The sequence below is a fragment of the Pseudomonas sp. UF-293 genome, assembly GCF_058245595.1.
Map to the genome: position 1 here is coordinate 34,383 of NZ_JBSICA010000010.1, position 20,194 is coordinate 54,576.

Sequence of the window (20,194 nt, forward strand, 5' to 3'; positions counted from 1 at the left end):
AAGACGCAGCAATCCCAGTACGGTTGTCCATTTGCCGCCTGGATCGTTCATTTTCGGGATCACATCGCCATGCAGTTCAGCAAATCGAACAAGCTCGCCAACGTCTGCTATGACATTCGCGGCCCGGTGCTCAAGCACGCCAAACGACTGGAAGAGGAAGGCCAGCGCATCCTCAAGCTGAACATCGGCAACCCGGCGCCGTTTGGTTTCGAAGCGCCGGACGAAATTCTTCAGGACGTGATCCGCAACCTCCCCACCGCGCAAGGCTACAGCGATTCCAAAGGCCTGTTCAGCGCGCGCAAGGCGGTGATGCAGTACTACCAGCAGAAGCAGGTTGAAGGCGTCGGCATCGAAGACATCTACCTGGGCAACGGTGTTTCCGAGCTGATCGTGATGTCGCTGCAGGCGTTGCTCAACAACGGCGACGAAGTGCTGGTGCCAGCCCCGGATTATCCGCTGTGGACTGCTGCCGTCAGCCTCGCCGGCGGTAACGCCGTGCACTACCTGTGCGACGAAGGCGCCGACTGGTTCCCGGATCTGGCCGACATCAAGGCCAAGATCACCCCGAACACCAAGGCCATGGTGATCATCAACCCGAACAACCCGACCGGTGCGGTGTACTCGAAGGAAGTGTTGCTGGGCATGCTGGAAATCGCCCGTGCGCACAACCTGGTGGTGTTCTCCGATGAGATCTACGACAAGATCCTGTATGACGAAGCCGTGCACATCAGCACCGCTTCGCTGGCGCCGGACCTGCTTTGCCTGACCTTCAACGGCTTGTCGAAATCCTACCGCGTGGCCGGTTTCCGCTCCGGCTGGATCGCCATCTCCGGGCCGAAACACAACGCGCAGAGCTACATCGAAGGCATCGACATGCTGGCCAACATGCGCCTGTGCGCCAACGTGCCGAGCCAGCACGCGATCCAGACCGCGCTGGGTGGCTATCAGAGCATCAACGATCTGGTCCTGCCTCAGGGTCGCCTGCTGGAACAGCGCAACCGCACCTGGGAGTTGCTCAACGATATTCCCGGGGTCAGCTGCGTGAAGCCGATGGGCGCGCTGTACGCGTTCCCGAAGATCGACCCGAAGGTGTGCCCGATCCATAACGACGAGAAATTCGTGCTTGATCTGCTGCTCTCCGAGAAGCTGCTGGTAGTGCAAGGTACGGCATTCAACTGGCCGTGGCCGGACCACTTCCGTGTGGTCACCCTGCCGCGTGTCGATGATCTGGAAATGGCCATCGGCCGTATCGGTAACTTCCTCAAGTCCTACCGCCAGTAATAAGCCACTAGTGCGCAACGGATTGCCCGTTGCGCACTGTCTGATTCAGCAACACATCTTTGTTCCGCACCTTTGCAGCCCTTCTACACTTGCGATGCGAGCCGTTAAGGCCTGTCCGACCTAATGCGCGCGGGGCGAAAGGGTGTGTCGGCTGTATCGGAATAGAGGGTGGGAATTTTCTTTTCCCTCAGGAAACTGCTGTAGGACACAGTTTGAAATAGTCACTCGGTTGAATAGCCCGGTGCCGCACCTTATATACCCCGCAGTACGCTACATCTTTAGCTTGAGGAGAGTTCTACAACCATGATGCGCATCCTGCTGTTTTTGGCCACTAACCTGGCGGTCGTGCTGATAGCCAGCATCACCCTGAGCCTGTTCGGCTTCAACGGGTTCATGGCGGCCAACGGGGTCGACCTCGACCTCAGTCAGCTGCTGGTTTTCTGTGCGGTCTTTGGTTTCGCCGGCTCGCTGTTCTCGCTGTTCATCTCCAAGTGGATGGCGAAGATGAGCACAGGCACGCAAATCATCAGCCAGCCACGCACCCGTCATGAGCAATGGCTGCTGCAAACGGTCGAGCAACTGTCCCGCGAAGCCGGGATCAAGATGCCTGAGGTCGGGATTTTCCCGGCCTACGAAGCGAATGCGTTTGCTACCGGCTGGAACAAGAACGACGCGTTGGTCGCGGTCAGCCAAGGCCTGCTCGAGCGTTTCTCGCCCGATGAAGTGAAAGCCGTACTGGCCCACGAAATCGGTCACGTCGCCAACGGTGACATGGTCACGCTGGCGCTGATCCAGGGCGTGGTGAACACCTTCGTGATGTTCTTCGCGCGGATCATCGGTAACTTCGTCGACAAGGTGATCTTCAAGAACGAAGAAGGCCAGGGCATCGCCTACTATGTGGCGACCATCTTCGCCGAACTGGTATTGGGCATCCTCGCCAGCGCGATCGTCATGTGGTTCTCGCGCAAGCGCGAATTCCGCGCCGACGAAGCCGGAGCCCGCCTGGCCGGTACCAGCGCGATGATCGGGGCGCTGCAGCGTTTGCGCGCCGAACAGGGCTTGCCGGTGCACATGCCCGACACCCTGAATGCCTTCGGCATCAACGGTGGCATCAAACAGGGCTTCGCCCGCATGTTCATGAGCCACCCGCCGCTGGAAGAGCGTATTGACGCACTGCGTCGTCGCGGTTGATTTGATCGCAATAACAAAGAAGGCCCGCAGTGATGCGGGCCTTTTTTTATCTTCAGATCATGCGTTGTCAGCAAAGTCCCATTCGCGAGCAGGCTCGCTCCCACCTTTGAAACGCATTCCCCTGTGGGAGCGAGCCTGCTCGCGAAGACGCCGGAGCTGCTAACAGAAAACCATCAGGCAGAAACCCGATAAACCCGCTCCACCAACCACTCAACCCCGCCCTGCAGAAACTTCGGGCTCTCAGCCAGAATATCTTGCTCTTCCAGTTTCTCCACCTGCCAACCCTCGCCCAGCAACCGCTGCACTTCATCATCGTTCACCGCAAACGGCGGCCCCGGAATCTGCGTCTGATCGTAATCCAGGGTGATCACCAGCCCTTTCATACCCTGCGCCAGCAACTGCTGCAGGTGCGCCACATAGCGCTGACGCATCGCTTGCGGCAAGGCAATCAGCGCGGCGCGGTCATACAATGCCGTGCAATCGGCGACATCTTCCGCCGTCAGCGCAAAAAAATCTCCGCACCACAGTTCGACGGCATCACTGCGATACACCTTGAATGCGCCCTGCTCGCTGATCTGCGGTTCAATCTTGTGCTCAACGAAAAAATCCTCGACGGCCCGTTCCGACAGCTCCACCCCGAGCACCTGATGCCTCTGCCCGGCAAGCCAAAGCAAATCCAGACTTTTCCCGCACAGCGGCACCAGCACACGCGCCGACGGTGCAATCGCCAGGTCAGACCAGTAGCGCTGCAAGTACGGATTGGCTGCGGGCTGATGAAAGCCGATCTGGTTCGAATCCCATTTCTTGTACCAAAACTCAGGCTGCATGGATCACTCCCGAAAAACCGATGAAAAACCGCAGAAACTTATATTAGATTCAGATCGATGATATGGCTGAAGATGGCTCATCTTAATCGTTCAGGAGCCCGTCCATGTTGCCCAGCCTGTTTATCTCCCACGGCTCGCCAATGCTGGCGCTGGAACCCGGTGCCAGCGGCCCGGCACTGGCGCGACTGGCCACCGAACTGCCGCGCCCCAAAGCCATCGTCATCGTCTCGGCACATTGGGAAAGTCAGGAACTGCTGGTCAGCAGCCATCCGCACCCGGACACCTGGCACGACTTCGGCGGTTTTCCCCGAGCGCTGTTTGACGTGCAATATCCGGCACCGGGCAATCCGCAGTTGGCCGCCGAAGTGGCTGAGCTGCTGAACGCCAATGACTTGCCAGCGCGGCTCGATCCGCAACGACCGTTCGATCATGGTGTTTGGGTGCCGCTGTCGTTGATGTATCCGCAGGCCGACATTCCGGTGGTGCAAGTCTCGTTGCCGAGTCGTGGCGGGCCGGCGTTGCAGACGCGGGTTGGCCGTGCGCTGGCGAGCCTGCGTGAACAAGGCGCTCTGCTGATCGGTTCCGGCAGCATTACCCACAACCTGCGCGAGCTGGACTGGCATGCCGGGCCGGAAAGCATTGAACCGTGGGCACGTGAGTTTCGTGACTGGATGATCGACAAGCTGGCCGCTGACGATGAGACGGCGCTGCATGATTATCGCCAGCAGGCGCCGAATGCGGTGCGTAGCCACCCGAGTGATGAGCATTTGTTGCCGTTGTATTTTGCTCGCGCTGCCGGCGGGGGTTTCAACGTGGCGCATCAGGGCTTTACGATGGGTGCGCTGGGTATGGATATTTATCGCTTCGGCTGACGTTATCGCTGGCAAGCCAGCTCCCACAGAGTGTTGTGTCGCCCGATAAACAGGCAAAAAAAATCCCCGAACCAGTCGGGGATTTTTTATGTGCGATCAATCAACCCAAGGGCGGATCAATCTTCGCGGTAGCGACGCAGCTTGAGCTGCTTACCGGCCACGCGAGTGTCCTTCAGTTTGGTCAGGAGCTTTTCCAGACCCTCTTCCGGCAGCTCGACGAGGCTGAAGCTGTCACGCACCTGGATGCGACCGATCGCTTCACGGGCCAGACCGCCTTCGTTGAGGATGGCGCCCAGCAGGTTTTTCGCAGCAATACCGTCACGCGCACCCAGCGCGGTACGGCAACGAGCACGGCCTTCGCCCAATGGCATTGGCGCGCGACGCTCGCGGTCACCGCGATCAGGACGATCACCGGAACGCTCAGGACGGTCGCCACGCGGTGCGTTGTTCGGCACCAGTGGACGTTCCTTCTCGATCGCCGCCAGGTTCAGTGCTTGACCGTTGGTAGCCTTGCGCAGCAGCGCAGCGGCCAGTGCACGTGGGGTGCAACCGATGTCAGCGGTCAGGCGATCAAGCAGCTCGCCGTGGGTCGATTCGGCATCACCCACCAGCGGCGACAGGCTGTTGGTCAGTTTCTTGATGCGCGCATCGAGAACTGCCTGAGCGTCCGGCAGACGTACTTCGGCAACCTTCTGCCCGGTTACACGCTCGATCACTTGCAGCATGCGGCGCTCACGCGGAGTCACCAGCAGCAGCGCACGACCTTCGCGACCGGCACGGCCGGTACGACCGATACGGTGCACGTAGGACTCTGGATCGTACGGCATGTCAACGTTGAATACGTGAGTGATACGCGGAACGTCGAGACCACGGGCAGCAACGTCTGTCGCCACAACGATGTCCAGACGGCCATCTTTCAGCGAGTCGATCACACGCTCACGCTGGTTCTGGGCGATGTCACCGTTCAACGCGGCGGCTTTGTAGCCTTTGGCGTCGAGGGCGCTGGCCAGGTCCAGAGTGGCCTGCTTGGTGCGTACGAACATGATCAATGCGTCGAAGTCTTCGACTTCCAGCAGGCTGAGCACGGCCGAGGTTTTCTGGTCAGCGTGAACCAGCAGGTGGGCCTGTTCGATCGCGGTAACGGTCTGGGTCTTGGTCTGGATCTTGACGTGTTGCGGATCGCGCAGGTGGCGTTCGGCAATGGCGCGGATCGACTGCGGCAGGGTCGCCGAGAACAAAACGGTCTGACGGGTCGCTGGCAGAGCCTTGAAGATGACTTCCAGGTCATCCATGAAGCCCAGCTTCAACATTTCGTCAGCTTCGTCGAGAACCAGATGGTTCACGGTCGACAGGACTTTCTCGTCGCGACGCAGGTGGTCGCACAGACGACCCGGAGTGGCGACAACGATCTGTGCGCCATTACGGATTGCCTTGAGTTGCGGGCCCATCGGCGCGCCGCCGTAAACGGCCACGACCGTAACGCCTGGCATTTGCTTGGCGTAGGTTTCAAAAGCGGTTGCTACTTGCAGCGCCAACTCTCGGGTTGGCGCAAGGATCAGGGCTTGCGGTTCGCGCTTGGCAGGATCGATGCGGTGCAGAATAGGCAGTGCGAACGCGGCGGTTTTACCGGTACCGGTTTGCGCCTGGCCAATCATGTCCTGGCCGGCCATGATGATCGGGATCGATTGCTGCTGAATCGCCGAAGGCTCTTCGTAGCCGGTCGCTGCGACGGCTGCAAGAATATTCGGGTTGAGATTAAAAGCGGCGAATCCGCCGGTTTCCTGGGTCATGGGTCTGCCTCTAAGTGCATCCGCAAAGACCCATGCTCCAAAGCTGCGCATGCCGTGTTGAGACTCAAGAGTCGCCCTGGCAGCTTTGTCGGCGGGGATTTGCGAAAACGAATGAATGAAGATGAATCGTCAAGGAAGAGCCCGCAATGCGGACGTGCAGCCGAAGCTGACTTCGGGAAATGCGCTACCTAAACGCGGCCCGGTTAAAGGCCGGCGCGCACTATACCGGATTTCGCCCGAAAAGGGAGCTTTTTTTGTGGCCCTTATCGGTGTGTCACCGCCGTGTAACGGGGTTTTGCGGATAATCGCGCAACGGTCTATTTTGCAAAGGCCCGGCCCTGCGGGCGATGACGCTTAAACGGTTCACCGACCTGCGGCAAAGCGCCGCGCACCCTGCCCTTCCTGCTCGAGGATTTCGTCATGAATCAGCCCTGCGCCGGCCGCGTCAGCCGAGAACGTCGTGGTCACGTGCACCTGATCGGCCTCGATCGGGCGGCCAAGCGCAACGCTTTCGATATCGACCTGCTCAACGACCTGAGCCTGGCCTACGGCGAGTTCGAAGCCGACGGCGAAGCGCGGGTCGCCGTGGTATTCGGCCACGGCGAGCACTTCACCGCCGGGCTCGATCTGGTCAATGCCAGCGCCGCACTGGCCGAAGGCTGGCAGGTTCCGAGCGGCGGTTGCGATCCCTGGGGTGTTTTCGTCGGCCCGAGAGTGAGCAAACCGGTCATCGTCGCCGCGCAGGGTTACTGCCTGACCATCGGCATCGAGCTGATGCTGGCGGCGGACATCAACCTGTGCGCGAGCAACACTCGCTTCGCGCAGATGGAAGTCCAGCGTGGGATCTTTCCTTTCGGTGGTGCGACTTTGCGTTTTCAGCAGATCGCCGGCTGGGGCAATGCGATGCGCTGGTTGCTCACCGGCGATGAGTTCGATGCCCACGATGCGTTGCATCTGGGCTTGGTGCAGGAAGTGATGGCCAGTGAGGATTTGCTGCCAAGGGCGATTGAGCTAGCCGAACGGATTGAGCGGCAGGCGCCGTTGGGTGTGCAGGCAACTTTGCTGTCGGCGCGACAGGCGCGCTATGACGGTGAGACGGCTGCAGCGCAGGCGTTACCGGCGCTGGTGAAGAAGTTGCTGGCCACGGAAGATGCCAGGGAGGGGGTGCGGTCGTTGGTGGAGCGGCGTCCGGGGATCTTCAAAGGCATCTGAAGAATCTGCTGCCTGTCAGGGCCTCTTCGCGAGCAGGCTCGCTCCCACAGGGAGAATGCATTTCAAATGTGGGAGCGAGCCTGCTCGCGAAGGGGGCGGTGCTGCCGACTTACGTCGCCGGGCGAATCGCGTTGATCAACGACTGCAACGAATAACCCAGCTGCGGCGCCAGCGCTTCGGCCCGTTGGGTCAGCGCCTGCATGTCCAGCGTCTGATCGAGATCGGCCGGGACAATCAGAATCACGTTGCCCTCCTTCACTGGCAACTCCCAGTAGTGCCGGTGATAGAGCCCGCGCAACAACGCCGCGCCCAGCGGTTTGCCGTCGTCGGTGGCCCACTGGTTGATCACCAGCCAGCCGCCCGGATTCAAGCGCTTCTGACAATCACCGAGAAAACTCCACGCCAGATGGCCGACACCGGGGCCGACATCGGTATAGAGGTCGACGAAAATCAGATCCGCCGGCTCGGCAGTCGGCAGCAACTCAAGCGCATCGCCGACGCGGATGTACAAACGCGGATCGTCATCCAGGCCGAGATATTCGATGGCCAGGCGCGGCACGTCCGGGCGCAGTTCGATGGCTTCGACGTCTTCCAGCGGCAGAAACTTCAGGCAAGCCTGGGTCAGCGTGCCCGCACCCAAACCGAGAAACAGCGCGCTCTCCGGCTGCTCGTGGCACAGCGCGCCGATCAGCATGGCGCGGGTGTAGTCGTACTCCAGCCAGCTCGGGTCGGCAGTGAACACGCAGCTCTGCTCGATCGCATCGCCGAACTCGAGGAAGCGGTAATCGGCCACTTCCAGCACGCGAATCACGCCGAACTCATCCTGTACTTCGGCGAGCAGATGCTCGACGCGCTCCTCAGTCATTTCGTCTCCTGATGGTCACCGGGCGCGGTGACGCGATGGCACCGCTGTGGGGCCGTGGCAAAGCGGCGATTGTCGGCGATGGGGCGGGAGCAGGTCACGCACTAATTGCTGCTAACATGGCGCTTCCCTGCGTACGAACTTCGAGACCGTGATGAGCCAACCGTGGAGCCCTGACAGCTGGCGCGCCCTGCCGATCCAGCAACAACCGCAATACCCCGACGCCGCGCACCTGCGCCAGGTCGAGCAGACTCTGGCCAGCTATCCGCCGCTGGTGTTCGCCGGCGAAGCGCGCGAACTGCGCCGCCAGTTCGCAGAAGTCACCCAGGGTCGCGCGTTTCTGTTGCAGGGCGGCGATTGCGCGGAAAGCTTCGCCGAATTCTCCGCCGCGAAGATCCGCGACACCTTCAAAGTGTTGCTGCAAATGGCAATCGTCATGACGTTCGCTGCCGGTTGCCCAGTGGTCAAGGTCGGGCGCATGGCCGGTCAGTTTGCCAAGCCGCGTTCGGCCAACGATGAAACCATCGGCGGCGTGACCCTGCCGGCCTACCGTGGCGACATCGTCAACGGCATCGGCTTCGACGAAAAGAGCCGCGTGCCGGATCCGGAGCGTTTGCTGCAGTCCTACCATCAGTCCACGGCGACCCTGAATCTGTTGCGCGCTTTCGCCCAGGGCGGTTTTGCCGACCTGCATCAAGTGCACAAGTGGAACCTGGATTTCATCGCCAACTCGGCGCTGGCCGAGAAGTACAGCCACCTCGCCGACCGCATCGATGAAACCCTCGCGTTCATGCGCGCCTGCGGCATGGACAGCTCGCCGCAACTGCGCGAAACCAGTTTCTTCACCGCCCACGAAGCGTTGCTGCTGAACTACGAAGAGGCCTTCGTGCGCCGCGACAGCCTGACCAACGATTACTACGATTGCTCGGCGCACATGCTGTGGATCGGCGACCGCACCCGCCAGCTCGACGGCGCGCATGTCGAATTCCTGCGCGGGGTGAACAACCCGATCGGCGTCAAGGTCGGCCCGAGCATGAACCCTGATGATCTGATCCGCCTGATCGACGTGCTCAACCCGGAAAACGATCCGGGCCGTTTGAACCTGATCGCACGGATGGGCGCGAACAAGGTTGGCGATCACCTGCCGGCACTGATCCGCGCGGTACAGCGCGAAGGCAAGCAAGTGCTGTGGAGCTCCGACCCGATGCACGGCAACACCATCAAGGCCAGCAGCGGCTACAAGACTCGCGATTTTGCGCAGATCCTTGGCGAGGTGAAGCAGTTCTTCCAGGTGCACGAAGCGGAAGGCAGCTATGCCGGCGGCATTCACATCGAGATGACCGGACAGAACGTCACCGAGTGCATCGGCGGCGCACGGCCGATTACCGAGGATGGCTTGTCCGACCGTTATCACACCCACTGCGATCCGCGGATGAATGCTGATCAGTCGCTGGAATTGGCGTTTTTGATTGCCGAGACTCTGAAGCAAGTCCGGCGCTAGACCGCGTCGCCTCCCTTCGCGAGCAGGCTCGCTCCCACATTTGCAATGCATTTCCCTGTGGGAGCGAGCCTGCTCGCGAAAGGGCCGGCTCAGGCACCCTCAATCTGCGCCAATACCCTCCGCAACCGGCCCGCACTCTCGCGCTGACAATTCAACTGCACCCGCTCAAGCCCCAACCAACCCGCCATCCGCCGCAGATTCAGCGCCAGCGCCAGCATCCCCTCCTCGTCCAGCCCTGGCTCTTCCTCGTGCACCGCATGCACCGCCAACTGCTGCGCTGCCCGTTCGGCACGCAAATCAACCCGCGCGGCGATGCGTTCGTTGTGCAAAAACGGTAGCACGTAATAGCCGTAAACCCGCTTGGGCTGCGGTGTGTAGATTTCCAGGCGATAGCGGAAATCGAACAGGCGCTCGGTGCGGCTGCGCTCCCAGATCAGCGAATCGAACGGCGACAGCAGCGCACTGGCAATGACCTTGCGCGGGATTTTGGGCTCCGGCAGGCAATAGGCAATCTGCCGCCAATCGCCGACTTCGCACATCTGCAAATGCCCTGCCTCGACCAGTTCCGCCAGACGCGGCCGCGCATCCGCAGGGCTCAGGCGAAAGTAATCACGCAGGTCTTTTTCCGTGCCGACGCCCAACGCTTGCGCCGCATGCACCAGCAAACCGCGTTGCGCCTCGGCCGCGTCCGGCTCGGGCTGCTGCAGAATCGCTGCCGGAATCACCCGCTCGGGCAAATCGTACAAGCGCTCGAAACCGCGTCGCCCCGCCACCGTCACCTCACCGGCAGCGAACAACCATTCCAACGCAAGTTTCTCGGCACTCCAATCCCACCATGGCCCGGCCTTGTCTTCGCGGGTCGACAGACTGCCCGCGCCCAGTGCGCCCCGCTCCTCTACCGAAGTCAGCACGCGGCGAATCGTGTCCTGTTGTTCGCGACCGAACTTTGCCAATTGCTGGTAGATGTCCTCGCCGCGTCTGGCGCGCTGCATGCGCCAGCGCAGCAACGGAAACATCGACAGAGGCAGCAACGACGCCTCATGGCCCCAGTATTCGAACAGCGTGCGCCGACGCCCCGAACTCCAGGCAGCCTGGTCGAGCAAGTCGGAAGGATAGGGACCGAGACGGGAAAACAGCGGCAGGTAGTGCGAGCGCACCACGGCATTGACGGAATCGATTTGCAGCAGACCCAGCCGTTCGATCAGCCGGTTCAGATGATTGGCGTTGACGTTCGGCGGCTGGCGCCCGTTGAACCCTTGGGCAGCCAGCGCCAGACGTCGCGCCTGTTTGAGGGAAAAGGACACTGTCGCGGGCATTTATTCCTCCATGTCTGCTCGCAACCTACCTCACCTGAAAGGGGTTTGTGTAGCGATGGCCTCATCATTTATGCATCGGGTCGTCCCAGAACGGCCGCACGGTTTCGTGTTCGACATCGGCGCGGCTGATGCCGATGTCTTTCAACGCCTCATCGCTCAGACCGGCGAGCATTTCCCGCTCGCGGTGCAGCTCATACCAACGGCTGAATTTGTGCAGCAGATCGGACACGATATGGCCATGGCCGGCCAGCTGTTCTTCGTTCACATACTCTCTTTGACCTTTCATCGTCTTGCCTCCTTTTGTGGATGGCTCAAGTCTCGCGCCGGCGCTAAGATCAATCCAACGAATGTTTCTGATGGCATGCATCACGGAGATTCATCAATTGTCCGCCTACCCCAGTATCGATACCGATGTCCTGCGCACCTTCGTCGCGATTGCCGATCAGGGCGGTTTCACCCGTGCTGGCGAGATGGTCAACCGTACCCAGTCGGCGGTGAGCATGCAGATGAAACGCCTGGAAGAAGACGTGTTGCAGCGCCAACTGTTCGAGCGCGATGGCCGTCAGGTGCGGCTGACGGCTGAGGGCCAGGTGCTGCTCGGTTACGCGCGACGCATACTCAAACTGCACAGTGAGGTGTTCAACACCCTGCGCGAACCGCACATGGTCGGCACCGTGCGCATTGGTACGCCGGATGATTATGTGATGCGTTTTCTGCCGGGGATCCTGTCGCGGTTCGCGCAGTTCTATCCGCTGATCCAGATCGAGGTGCATTGCGAATCAAGCAAACAGTTGCTGCAACGCACCGATCTGGATTTGTCGATCGTCACCCGTGAACCGGGCAACGAGATCGGCCAGTTGCTGCGCAAGGAGCGCTTTGTCTGGGCCGAGGCGCAGAATTTCAGCGCTCACGAACAGACGCCGCTGCCCTTGGCGATGTTCAACAGTGATTGTTTCTGCCGCTTGTGGGCGTGCAATGCGCTGGACGCGATGGGCCGCGATTACCGCATCGCCTACAACAGCAGCAGCCTGTCGGCGCTGATGGCCGTGGTCAGCGCGGGGCTGGCGATCACCGCGCAACTGGAGAGCCTGATCACCCCGGACATGCGCATCCTCGGCGCCGCTGAAGATCTGCCGCTGTTGCCCGAGGCGAGCATCATGCTGATCCGCAATCTGAATAATCCGTCGCCGATCACCGAGTGCCTGGCCGAGCACATCGTCGAGGGCTTCAAACTTTAAACGCGAGCATCACCGCACACAGCACCAGGAACCCGCAGAACAGCCCACGCAGAATTTTTTCCGGCATGGCGTGGGCCACTTTCACGCCCCAACTAATGCTGAGCAGACCACCGACCGCCAGAGGCAGGCCGATCATCCAGTCTACTTCGTGGTGTACGGCGTAAGTCACCAGTGTGACCCCGGTGCTCGGTAGGGCCAGCGCCAGCGACAATCCCTGAGCGACCACTTGGCTGGTACCGAACAGGCTGGTCAGTACCGGTGTGGCCACCACTGCGCCGCCGACGCCGAACAAACCGCCCATGGTTCCCGAGGCGGCGCCGAGCACGCCCAGCCACGGCCACGAATAGCGCATCTCGGCAGTCGGCGCTGGGCGCGGGCCGAACATCTTCAACAGGTTGTAAGCCGACAGCGCCACCAGAAAGGCAACAAAGCCGATGCGCATGGTCTGCGCATCGATGCCCACCGCCCAGATCGAGCCGAGCCAGGCAAAGCAGAAACCCATCACCGCCAGCGGCAGTGCGTGGCGCAATTCGATGCGAATGCGCTGGTGATAACGCCACAGCGCCAGCATCACGTTCGGTACGACCATCACCAGCGCCGTGCCTTGGGCGATCTGTTGATCAAGCCCAAACCACACGCCGAGCAACGGAATCGCAATCAAGCCACCGCCAATGCCAAAGATCCCGCCCAATGTGCCAAGGGCAGCGCCGAACAGCAGGTACAACAGAAAATCCATCACAACGGTAATCCTCTAACGACAGGCAACCAATGCTACGCACTCGCGCCTAGCGGGGAAACGCACAGCAACGCACAATGGCTGTGCCGATTTTGCACAAGCGTGGTTTCGCATGAATCCCAATCAATTGACCGATCAGCTCGGTCTGTTCCTCGATGTGCTGGAGAGTGGCAGCTTTTCTGCCGCTTCGCGCCGTCATCCGCTGACACCTTCCGCCGTGGCGCGACGCATCGACAGCCTGGAAAGTGCTGTTGGCAGCCAGCTGTTCGTACGCAGCACCCACGCCGTGCTGCCGACTTCGGCCGGACTGGCCTTTGCCGAACGGGCGCGGCGGATCATCGCCGAGTTGCAACTGGCGCGCGCCGAGGCGGTGTCGTTGAGCAGTGCACCGGAAGGCCTGATCCGCCTCGATGCGCCGGCAGCCTTCGGGCGGCGACATCTGGCGCCGGTGATTGCCGACTTTCTCTTGCTGTATCCGGGATTGGATGTGCAGATGCATCTGATCGACAGCTTCAGCGACATGGCCGGCAGCAGCTTGGGCAAGGTCGATCTGGTGCTGCGCACCGGGCAGTTGGCTGATTCGCGCCTGGTCGCCACGCCTCTGGCGAGCATGGTCCGCGTGGCCTGCGCCAGCCCTGACTATCTCAAGCAGCGTGGCGTGCCTGAGCACCCGGCGCAGTTGAGTGAACACGACGGGCTCGACTGGGAAGGCCTTGCGCCGCCCTTTGCCTGGAAATTCGAAGTGGACGGACAAATGCAACTGCACCGGCCATCGCGGGTGCGCCTGAGCGCCAACAATGCCGAAGCCCTGGCGTGTGGCGCGGCGGCGGGTCTGGGCGTCGCACACTTGCCAACCTGGCTGGCCAGCGAATACCTGCTGCGTGGCGAACTGGTGCCGCTGTTTTGTGAAAATGGCCTGCCGCCGCCGGAGTCCACCGGCATTTACGCGCTGCGCATGGAACAGCAGGTCCATTCGCGCAGTCGGTTGTTGCTGGAATACCTGAAAAGCCGCTTCAGCCCGGTGCCGCCGTGGGATCTGGCGTTGCAACGGCAATTCGCCCGGCACTGACACCGGACATATTTATCTGGCGCCTTAAAGATTCGAGCGCTAGATTAAAAAACGATCAACGATCAAGGCTTTGACATGACTTCCGAAAGCGACAACTGCGACGACCTTCTCCTCGACAATCAGGCGTGCTTCGCCCTGCACTCGACCTCGCTGATGATGACCAAGGTCTACAAGCCGCTGTTGCAGGCGCTGGGCCTGACCTATCCGCAGTATCTGGCGATGATGGTGTTGTGGGAGAAGGACGGTCTGACTGTCGGAGAAATCAGCGCACGCCTGCTGACCGATCCGGGCTCCCTGACGCCATTGCTCAAACGCCTGGAAGCCGAAGGCCTGCTCAGCCGCACCCGCAGTCGTGAAGATGAGCGGGTGGTGATTGTCGAACTGACCGCAGCGGGCCGCGCCTTGCGCGACAAGGCACAGAGCGTGCCGCAGTGCATTCTTGGCGCCAGTGGTTTCACCCTGGAGCGTCTGCAGAAGTTGCAGGCCGAGCTGCAAGCGCTGCGCGGACATCTGCAAGACAGCCTGAATTAAGCCCCACCACATCCCCCCTGTGGGAGCGAGCCTGCTCGCGAAAGCGGTGCGTCAGTCGAAGCGGATGTCGCCTGAAACGGCGCCTTCGCGAGCAAGCCCGCTCCCACACTGATTTCAACGCCAACAAAAAATATTTTTCACGCCTGAATTTCCTCGCCAAGCGCTCTAAATCAAGCCTCACGCTCCCCTTCCATACCCTGCCTTTAAGTAAAACGCGCTTCTTTTCGAAAACTTATCTTGCGCACTAAACATTAGCGCTATACATTCTCTTCACACCTACTTAGCGCGCAAACAATTAGCGCACAAAACCACAACCAATGAGGCTCACACCATGCAAACTCTCTACACCGCAATCGCAACTTCCACTGGCGGCCGTGACGGTCGTGCGATCTCCAGCGACAACGTACTCGACGTCAAACTGGCCACCCCGAAAGAACTCGGCGGTGCTGGCGGCGCGGCGACCAACCCTGAGCAACTGTTCGCTGCCGGTTACTCGGCCTGCTTCATCGGCGCACTGAAATTCGTCGCCAGCCAGACCAAGCGCAAGATTCCTGACGACGCGTCGATCACCGCCCATGTCGGCATCGGCCAGATCCCTGGCGGTTTCGGTCTGGACATCGATTTGCACATCAGCCTGCCGGGTCTGGAACAAGCCGACGCGCAGTCGCTGGTCGACGCCGCTCACCAGGTCTGCCCGTACTCCAACGCCACCCGTGGCAACGTCGATGTGCGCCTGCACGTGACCGTGTAATCACTCAAGCCCCCGGCCCGAACAAGGAAAATGAACATGAACACTTTCAGCAAAGTCTTGACCGGTACCCTTCTCGCCCTGTCGGTGCACAGCGCTTTTGCCGGTGACGTCGAACACAACACCCAGGCATTCCTCGATGCGCTGAATTCAGGCAGCGGCAAGCCTATCGAGCAGCTGTCGCCCAAGGATGCTCGCGCCGTGCTGGTCGGCGCGCAGTCCGGGGTCAAACTGACGCTGCCCAAAGCCGATGTCAGCGAGAAGACCATCCAGGTCGATGGTCAACCGCTGAGCCTGACCATCGTCCGGCCGGCCGGGGCCAAGGGTGAGCTGCCAGTGTTCATGTTCTTCCACGGCGGCGGCTGGGTGCTGGGGGACTTCCCGACTCACGAACGTCTGGTGCGCGATCTCGTGGTCGGTTCGGGGGCAGCGGCGGTCTTCGTCAATTACACGCCTTCGCCGGAAGCGCATTACCCGGTGGCGATCAACCAGGCCTACGCTGCGACCAAATGGGTGGCGGAACACGGTAAAGAGATCAATGTCGACGGCAAGCGCCTGGCCGTGGCCGGCAACAGCGTCGGCGGCAACATGGCCGCAGTGGTAGCGCTGATGGCCAAGGACAAAGGCACCCCGGCGATCAAATTCCAGGTGTTGCTGTGGCCGGTGACCGATGCCAACTTCGACACCGGTTCGTACAACCAGTACGCCGAAGGGCACTTCCTCACCCGCAACATGATGAAGTGGTTCTGGGACAACTACACCACCGACGCCAGGCAGCGCAACGAGATCTACGCCTCACCACTGCGCGCCACCACCGCGCAACTCAAAGGTCTGCCGCCTGCACTGGTGCAGACTGCCAGCGCCGACGTGTTGCGTGACGAAGGCGAAGCCTATGCGCGCAAACTCGATGAGGCCGGGGTTCCGGTAACGTCGGTGCGCTACAACGGCATGATCCACGATTACGGTTTGCTCAACGTGGTCAGCCAGGTACCGGCGGTGCGTTCGGCGATGTTGCAGGCGTCTGAAGAACTGAAGCAACACTTGAAATAACCACAGTCCCATTGTGGGAGCAAACCTGCTCGCCAAAGCGTCCAGTCAGACAGCGCTTGATTGAATGACACACCGCATTTGCGAGCAGGCTCGCTCCCTCATCGGATCGGTGTGAAACGCAAAACGCAGGCACAAAAAAACCCGACTCAATGGTCGGGTTTTTTCTTTCCGCAAAAAGCAGTGCTTATTTGGCACGGCCTTTGTAGGAACCGCCTTCGCGGGTATCGATCTCGATCATGTCGCCGATTTCGATGAAGTCGGCAACCGACAGCTCGGTACCGTTCTTCAGTTTGGCAGGCTTCATCACCTTGCCGGAAGTGTCACCGCGAGCGGAACCTTCGGTGTAGTCAACCTGACGCACGATGGTGGTCGGCAGTTCTACGGAAACCAGACGCTCTTCGAAGAATACGGCTTCGCAAACGTCGGTCATGCCTTCTTCAACGAAAGGCAGAACGCTTTCGATGTCTTCGGCGTTCAGTTCGTACATGGTGTAGTCAGTGGTGTCCATGAACGTGTAGGTGTCACCGCTGATGAACGACAGGGTGGCTTCTTTACGATCCAGGATCACGTCGTCCAGTTTGTCGTCCGCACCGTAAACGGTTTCGGTCTTGTAACCGGTCAGCAGGTTCTTCAGCTTGGTCTTCATGATCGCGCTGTTACGGCCCGACTTGGTGAATTCAGCTTTCTGAACCAGCCAAGGATCGTTGTCGATACGGATCACGGTACCGGGTTTGAGTTCTTTACCAGTTTTCATTGCGAATATCCGAATTTGGATGGGATTTACAAAAATCTAGGCCGCGTATCATATCCAATTTACATAAAACTGTACCAGCGCCGTGGCAAGATCAGCCTGCAAGGCCTGTTCCAGACACCATGCTTCGGCGTTCTCCTCGAGTTCAGGCCAATGATTTCGCACCGCCAGCCAGTGCTCGCCGATCGGTTGCCCGGCGCTCCACGCTCGCCACAGACCGTTCATCGCCTGCGCCGCAGCGGGCGAAAGGCCGTGAGTGTAGAGCGCAAGAAAAGCATCGAGCTTGTCCAGATGGATGTCGTCGTCCTGCTGATAGATGTGCCACAGCATCGGCCGCCCCGCCCATTGCGCGCGAACGAACGAGTCTTCACCGCGCACCGCGTTGAAATCGCAGCACCACAGCAGATGGTCGTATTGGTCCTGACGGACGAACGGCAGCACTTGCACGGTCAGTGACTCGCGCACGTGAATCGCGCCGACCGTCAGGGTTTCCACCTCCAGCCAGCGCGCCACATCGCCGAGAATCCGCCCTTCGGGCACCAGCAGGTGAATCGGCCGTGCATCGGCCGCCAGCACATCCAGCCAACTGGCCAACCCGGGGTTTTCATAAGCAAACAGCGAGATCAGTTGCGCGTTCGGAGCAGGATCGATACCCAAGGCTTGCAGGAAATGTCGCTGGGCCGGCCGATCCTGCTGAAACTGCCGACGCTGTTCGAGCAGTCCGCGTTCGCGCAGCAGGCCTCCGGTGCCCGGCTTGAAGCCCGGAAAGAAGAAGAACTTCTGCACCGATTTGTATTTCACCGACGGCAAGCCGTGGCAACCGGTGACCCAGTCTTCGGCGCTGAGATAATCGAGGTTGAGCCACAGTGGTGGCGTTTCACGCACGGCCATGCTGTCCATGTAGTCGGCGGGCAACTGACAGGCGAAGGCGGCGATGACGACATCGGCAGCGTCGGCGTGCAGCCATTCGCTCGGCCACTGACGCACCTCGACCCCCTGCTGCCACTGCTGCGCAAGATCGATATCGATCTCTGGGCAAATGCGCTCGAACGCGCGCAGATCATCCACCCACAGGCGCACCGGCAAGGCATGTTCGGCCACCAGTTGCCGGGCCAGGCGCCAGGTCACACCGATGTCGCCATAATTGTCGACTACGGTGCAGAAAATATCCCAGCGGGGTTTCGCTTCAGGCATGCCGTTCTCCCGTTGGCAAAAAACCTCGATTGTCCGCATAAATGCGCTCGCGCAGAAGAGCCGACGGCGATTAATCTTCGTGCGACAATCGCCACTTGCCCGCAACCATCCGCCAGGAGGCCGCCATGCCCTATCGCCCGAATTCGCGTCGTCCATTGCCTGTTCAGCTTAGCGCGCTGCAACTGACCGGCAGCATTGCGCTGGGCCTGTGGCTGGGCTTCCTCGCCATTGCGCTGACCTGCTGGCTGTTTTCGCGCTTCATCTTCCCCGAGCAACTGGCCCAGGTGGCTCAAGCGGTGCAGCAATCGGCCAATCCGCCAGCAACCATCCAGCCACAGCCAGACGTTGCGCCGCCGCCAACGCCAATGTTCCAACAGTACGAAGAAAACCTGCGCAAGAATGAACAGCAAGCCCGACTGGATCAGGCGCGCGCCAATTCGCGCAATGCGTCCAATCCGAAATGCCAGTTCTGGCTGCAGCAGGACCAGACCGCGCCGACCGAAAAGAGCCGCGCCAACGTTTTGCAATTCTGCGATTGATCATGAACAAACACAGCGTCCACCAATTGATTCTCGACAAGCTGCGCATCGACCTCGACATCGCCGAACGCGCCGCGCAAACCGCTTACGAAACCGCGACCCACGAAGAAAATATCGCCGAAAACAAGTACGACACGCTGGGGCTGGAAGCGTCGTATCTGGCGGCGGGTCAGGCGAAACGGGTCGAGGAGATTCGTCAGTCACTGGCGCTGTGCCAGAACCTGACGTTGCGTGCCTACGATGAAAATCGCGGCATCGAAGTCGGCGCCCTGCTCGGTCTGGAGGACGAAAAGGGTCGCGAGCAATGGCTGTTTCTGGCGCCGGATGCGGCGGGACTGAAAGTCGACGTGGTGGGTCAGCCGATCACCGTCATCACCCCGCGCTCGCCGCTGGGCAAAAGCCTGCTGGGCAAGTTCACGGGCGATGAGGTGGAGATTCTGGTGGCGGGCACCCGGCAACAGTTTGCTGTCACCGAGGTGCTCTGAAGCGGGAGCTTAGTGAACGGGCAGTTCAACGCCGTCGAACAGCTCTTCCAGCTCTTGCTTGTTGTGGCACTGAATGGCCTTCGCCATGACTTCGCGGGTCAGGTGCGGGGCGAATTTCTCGATGAAGTCGCACATGAAGCCACGCAGGAAAGTGCCGCGACGGAAACCGATCTTGGTGATGCTCGACTCGAACAGCTCGCTGGCATCCAGCACCACCAGGTCGTTATCGAGTTTGGTATCGACCGCCATTTTAGCGACGATGCCCACGCCCAGACCCAGACGCACGTAAGTTTTGATCACGTCGGCGTCAGCAGCGGTGAACACCACTTTGGGCGTCAGGCCGCGATGGCTGAAGGCTTCGTCGAGCTTGGAGCGGCCGGTGAAACCGAACACGTAGGTAACGATCGGGTATTCGGCCAGCGCTTCGAGGGTCAGCTTCGGCAGCTTGGTCAGCGGGTGGCCGTGGGGTACGACCACGCAGCGGTTCCAGCGGTAGCACGGCATCATCACCAGATCACCGAACAGCTCCAGCGCTTCAGTGGCAATGGCGAAATCGACGGTGCCGTCAGCGGCCATTTCGGCGATCTGCATCGGCGAGCCCTGATGCATGTGCAGCGCCACGTCCGGGTATTGCTTGATGAAATTGCTGATCACCGGCGGCAGCGCATAACGAGCCTGGGTGTGAGTGGTGGCGATCGACAGGGTGCCCTTTTTCTCGTTGGAGAATTCCTGGGCGATCTGCTTGATGCTTTCAACCTTGCGCAGGATTTCACCGGCGGTGGTGATGATGCGCTCGCCGGCCGGGGTGACGCGGGTCAGGTGCTTGCCGCTGCGGGCAAAGACTTCGACGCCCAGTTCGTCTTCCAGCAGGCGGATCTGCTTACTGATACCCGGTTGCGAGGTGTACAGGCTTTGAGCGGTAGCGGAAACGTTGAGGTCGTGGTGCGCCACTTCCCAGATGTAGCGCAGTTGTTGAAGCTTCATATCAATCCCTCAAAGCA

At 60.5% G+C, this 20,194-nt stretch carries 21 protein-coding genes; 12 read left to right on the forward strand and 9 right to left on the reverse strand.

Annotation, left to right across the window (positions count from 1 at the left end):
* Positions 1-69: 69 nt before the first annotated feature.
* Complete coding sequence (locus AC4IHP_RS13340) at positions 70-1,281, forward strand: pyridoxal phosphate-dependent aminotransferase (protein ID WP_490831884.1); 1,212 nt, start codon at positions 70-72, stop codon at positions 1,279-1,281.
* A gap of 303 nt (positions 1,282-1,584) precedes the next feature.
* Complete coding sequence (gene htpX / locus AC4IHP_RS13345) at positions 1,585-2,472, forward strand: protease HtpX (protein ID WP_007908619.1); 888 nt, start codon at positions 1,585-1,587, stop codon at positions 2,470-2,472.
* Between the two features lie 173 nt (positions 2,473-2,645).
* On the opposite strand, the gene AC4IHP_RS13350 is transcribed toward htpX, so the two are convergent.
* Complete coding sequence (locus AC4IHP_RS13350; RefSeq protein WP_490831885.1) at positions 2,646-3,299, reverse strand: thiopurine S-methyltransferase; 654 nt, start codon at positions 3,297-3,299, stop codon at positions 2,646-2,648.
* Between the two features lie 104 nt (positions 3,300-3,403).
* Here AC4IHP_RS13350 and AC4IHP_RS13355 point away from each other — a divergent pair, with 104 nt between their 5' ends.
* A complete protein-coding gene (locus AC4IHP_RS13355) occupies positions 3,404-4,171 on the forward strand; it encodes a DODA-type extradiol aromatic ring-opening family dioxygenase (protein ID WP_490831886.1) in 768 nt (255 codons plus the stop codon).
* Positions 4,172-4,287: 116 nt separating this feature from the next.
* On the opposite strand, the gene AC4IHP_RS13360 is transcribed toward AC4IHP_RS13355, so the two are convergent.
* Positions 4,288-5,961, reverse strand: a complete 1,674-nt coding sequence (locus AC4IHP_RS13360; protein WP_039759894.1) for a DEAD/DEAH box helicase — start codon at positions 5,959-5,961, stop codon at positions 4,288-4,290.
* A gap of 420 nt (positions 5,962-6,381) precedes the next feature.
* On the opposite strand from AC4IHP_RS13360, the gene AC4IHP_RS13365 reads away from it, so the two are divergent.
* A complete protein-coding gene (locus AC4IHP_RS13365; protein ID WP_490831887.1) occupies positions 6,382-7,173 on the forward strand; it encodes a crotonase/enoyl-CoA hydratase family protein in 792 nt (263 codons plus the stop codon).
* 109 nt (positions 7,174-7,282) lie between these two features.
* Here the strand turns inward: AC4IHP_RS13365 and AC4IHP_RS13370 are convergent, their stop codons facing one another.
* Positions 7,283-8,038 carry a spermidine synthase gene (locus AC4IHP_RS13370; RefSeq protein WP_217878617.1) on the reverse strand — a complete coding sequence of 252 codons (756 nt, stop codon included), beginning with the start codon at positions 8,036-8,038 and terminating at the stop codon, positions 7,283-7,285.
* Between the two features lie 151 nt (positions 8,039-8,189).
* Here AC4IHP_RS13370 and AC4IHP_RS13375 point away from each other — a divergent pair, with 151 nt between their 5' ends.
* On the forward strand, positions 8,190-9,536 hold the full coding sequence (locus tag AC4IHP_RS13375) for a class II 3-deoxy-7-phosphoheptulonate synthase (RefSeq protein ID WP_490831888.1): 1,347 nt from the start codon (positions 8,190-8,192) through the stop codon (positions 9,534-9,536).
* A gap of 89 nt (positions 9,537-9,625) precedes the next feature.
* On the opposite strand, the gene AC4IHP_RS13380 is transcribed toward AC4IHP_RS13375, so the two are convergent.
* Positions 9,626-10,852, reverse strand: a complete 1,227-nt coding sequence (locus tag AC4IHP_RS13380; protein ID WP_490831889.1) for a winged helix-turn-helix domain-containing protein — start codon at positions 10,850-10,852, stop codon at positions 9,626-9,628.
* A 64-nt stretch (positions 10,853-10,916) separates the two neighbouring features.
* Positions 10,917-11,138 (reverse strand): DUF1127 domain-containing protein, encoded by a 222-nt coding sequence (locus tag AC4IHP_RS13385; RefSeq protein WP_460120553.1) that lies wholly within the window; start codon positions 11,136-11,138, stop codon positions 10,917-10,919.
* A gap of 97 nt (positions 11,139-11,235) precedes the next feature.
* Here AC4IHP_RS13385 and AC4IHP_RS13390 point away from each other — a divergent pair, with 97 nt between their 5' ends.
* Positions 11,236-12,090 (forward strand): LysR substrate-binding domain-containing protein, encoded by an 855-nt coding sequence (locus AC4IHP_RS13390; RefSeq protein ID WP_172667885.1) that lies wholly within the window; start codon positions 11,236-11,238, stop codon positions 12,088-12,090.
* Here the strand turns inward: AC4IHP_RS13390 and AC4IHP_RS13395 are convergent.
* Positions 12,080-12,826, reverse strand: a complete 747-nt coding sequence (locus AC4IHP_RS13395; protein WP_460120556.1) for a sulfite exporter TauE/SafE family protein — start codon at positions 12,824-12,826, stop codon at positions 12,080-12,082. The two genes, AC4IHP_RS13390 and AC4IHP_RS13395, sit on opposite strands and share 11 nt — an antisense overlap.
* A 112-nt stretch (positions 12,827-12,938) precedes the next feature.
* On the opposite strand from AC4IHP_RS13395, the gene AC4IHP_RS13400 reads away from it, so the two are divergent.
* From AC4IHP_RS13400 to AC4IHP_RS13415, 4 genes are all read left to right on the forward strand, one after another.
* Positions 12,939-13,895: a LysR family transcriptional regulator gene (locus tag AC4IHP_RS13400; protein WP_490831890.1), complete on the forward strand. Its 957-nt coding sequence runs from the start codon at positions 12,939-12,941 to the stop codon at positions 13,893-13,895.
* Between the two features lie 75 nt (positions 13,896-13,970).
* Complete coding sequence (locus AC4IHP_RS13405) at positions 13,971-14,426, forward strand: MarR family winged helix-turn-helix transcriptional regulator (RefSeq protein WP_460120559.1); 456 nt, start codon at positions 13,971-13,973, stop codon at positions 14,424-14,426.
* 331 nt (positions 14,427-14,757) lie between these two features.
* Positions 14,758-15,177 (forward strand): organic hydroperoxide resistance protein, encoded by a 420-nt coding sequence (locus tag AC4IHP_RS13410; RefSeq protein ID WP_007940002.1) that lies wholly within the window; start codon positions 14,758-14,760, stop codon positions 15,175-15,177.
* Positions 15,178-15,213: 36 nt separating this feature from the next.
* Entirely contained in the window at positions 15,214-16,224 is a 1,011-nt protein-coding gene (locus tag AC4IHP_RS13415) for an alpha/beta hydrolase (RefSeq protein ID WP_460120561.1), read from the forward strand.
* A gap of 184 nt (positions 16,225-16,408) precedes the next feature.
* Here AC4IHP_RS13415 and AC4IHP_RS13420 read toward each other — a convergent pair whose 3' ends face one another.
* Both AC4IHP_RS13420 and earP read right to left on the reverse strand, forming a co-directional pair.
* A complete protein-coding gene (locus AC4IHP_RS13420; protein WP_003226785.1) occupies positions 16,409-16,978 on the reverse strand; it encodes an elongation factor P in 570 nt (189 codons plus the stop codon).
* A 48-nt stretch (positions 16,979-17,026) separates the two neighbouring features.
* Positions 17,027-18,169 carry an elongation factor P maturation arginine rhamnosyltransferase EarP gene (earP, locus tag AC4IHP_RS13425; protein ID WP_490831891.1) on the reverse strand — a complete coding sequence of 381 codons (1,143 nt, stop codon included), beginning with the start codon at positions 18,167-18,169 and terminating at the stop codon, positions 17,027-17,029.
* A 125-nt stretch (positions 18,170-18,294) separates the two neighbouring features.
* On the opposite strand from earP, the gene AC4IHP_RS13430 reads away from it, so the two are divergent.
* Positions 18,295-18,708: a hypothetical protein gene (locus AC4IHP_RS13430; RefSeq protein WP_490831892.1), complete on the forward strand. Its 414-nt coding sequence runs from the start codon at positions 18,295-18,297 to the stop codon at positions 18,706-18,708.
* A 2-nt stretch (positions 18,709-18,710) separates the two neighbouring features.
* On the forward strand, positions 18,711-19,193 hold the full coding sequence (locus AC4IHP_RS13435) for a GreA/GreB family elongation factor (protein WP_490831893.1): 483 nt from the start codon (positions 18,711-18,713) through the stop codon (positions 19,191-19,193).
* Between the two features lie 9 nt (positions 19,194-19,202).
* Here AC4IHP_RS13435 and cysB read toward each other — a convergent pair whose 3' ends face one another.
* Positions 19,203-20,177, reverse strand: coding sequence for an HTH-type transcriptional regulator CysB (cysB, locus tag AC4IHP_RS13440; protein WP_016770873.1), 975 nt, complete (start codon positions 20,175-20,177; stop codon positions 19,203-19,205).
* Between the last annotated feature and the right edge of the window lie 17 nt (positions 20,178-20,194).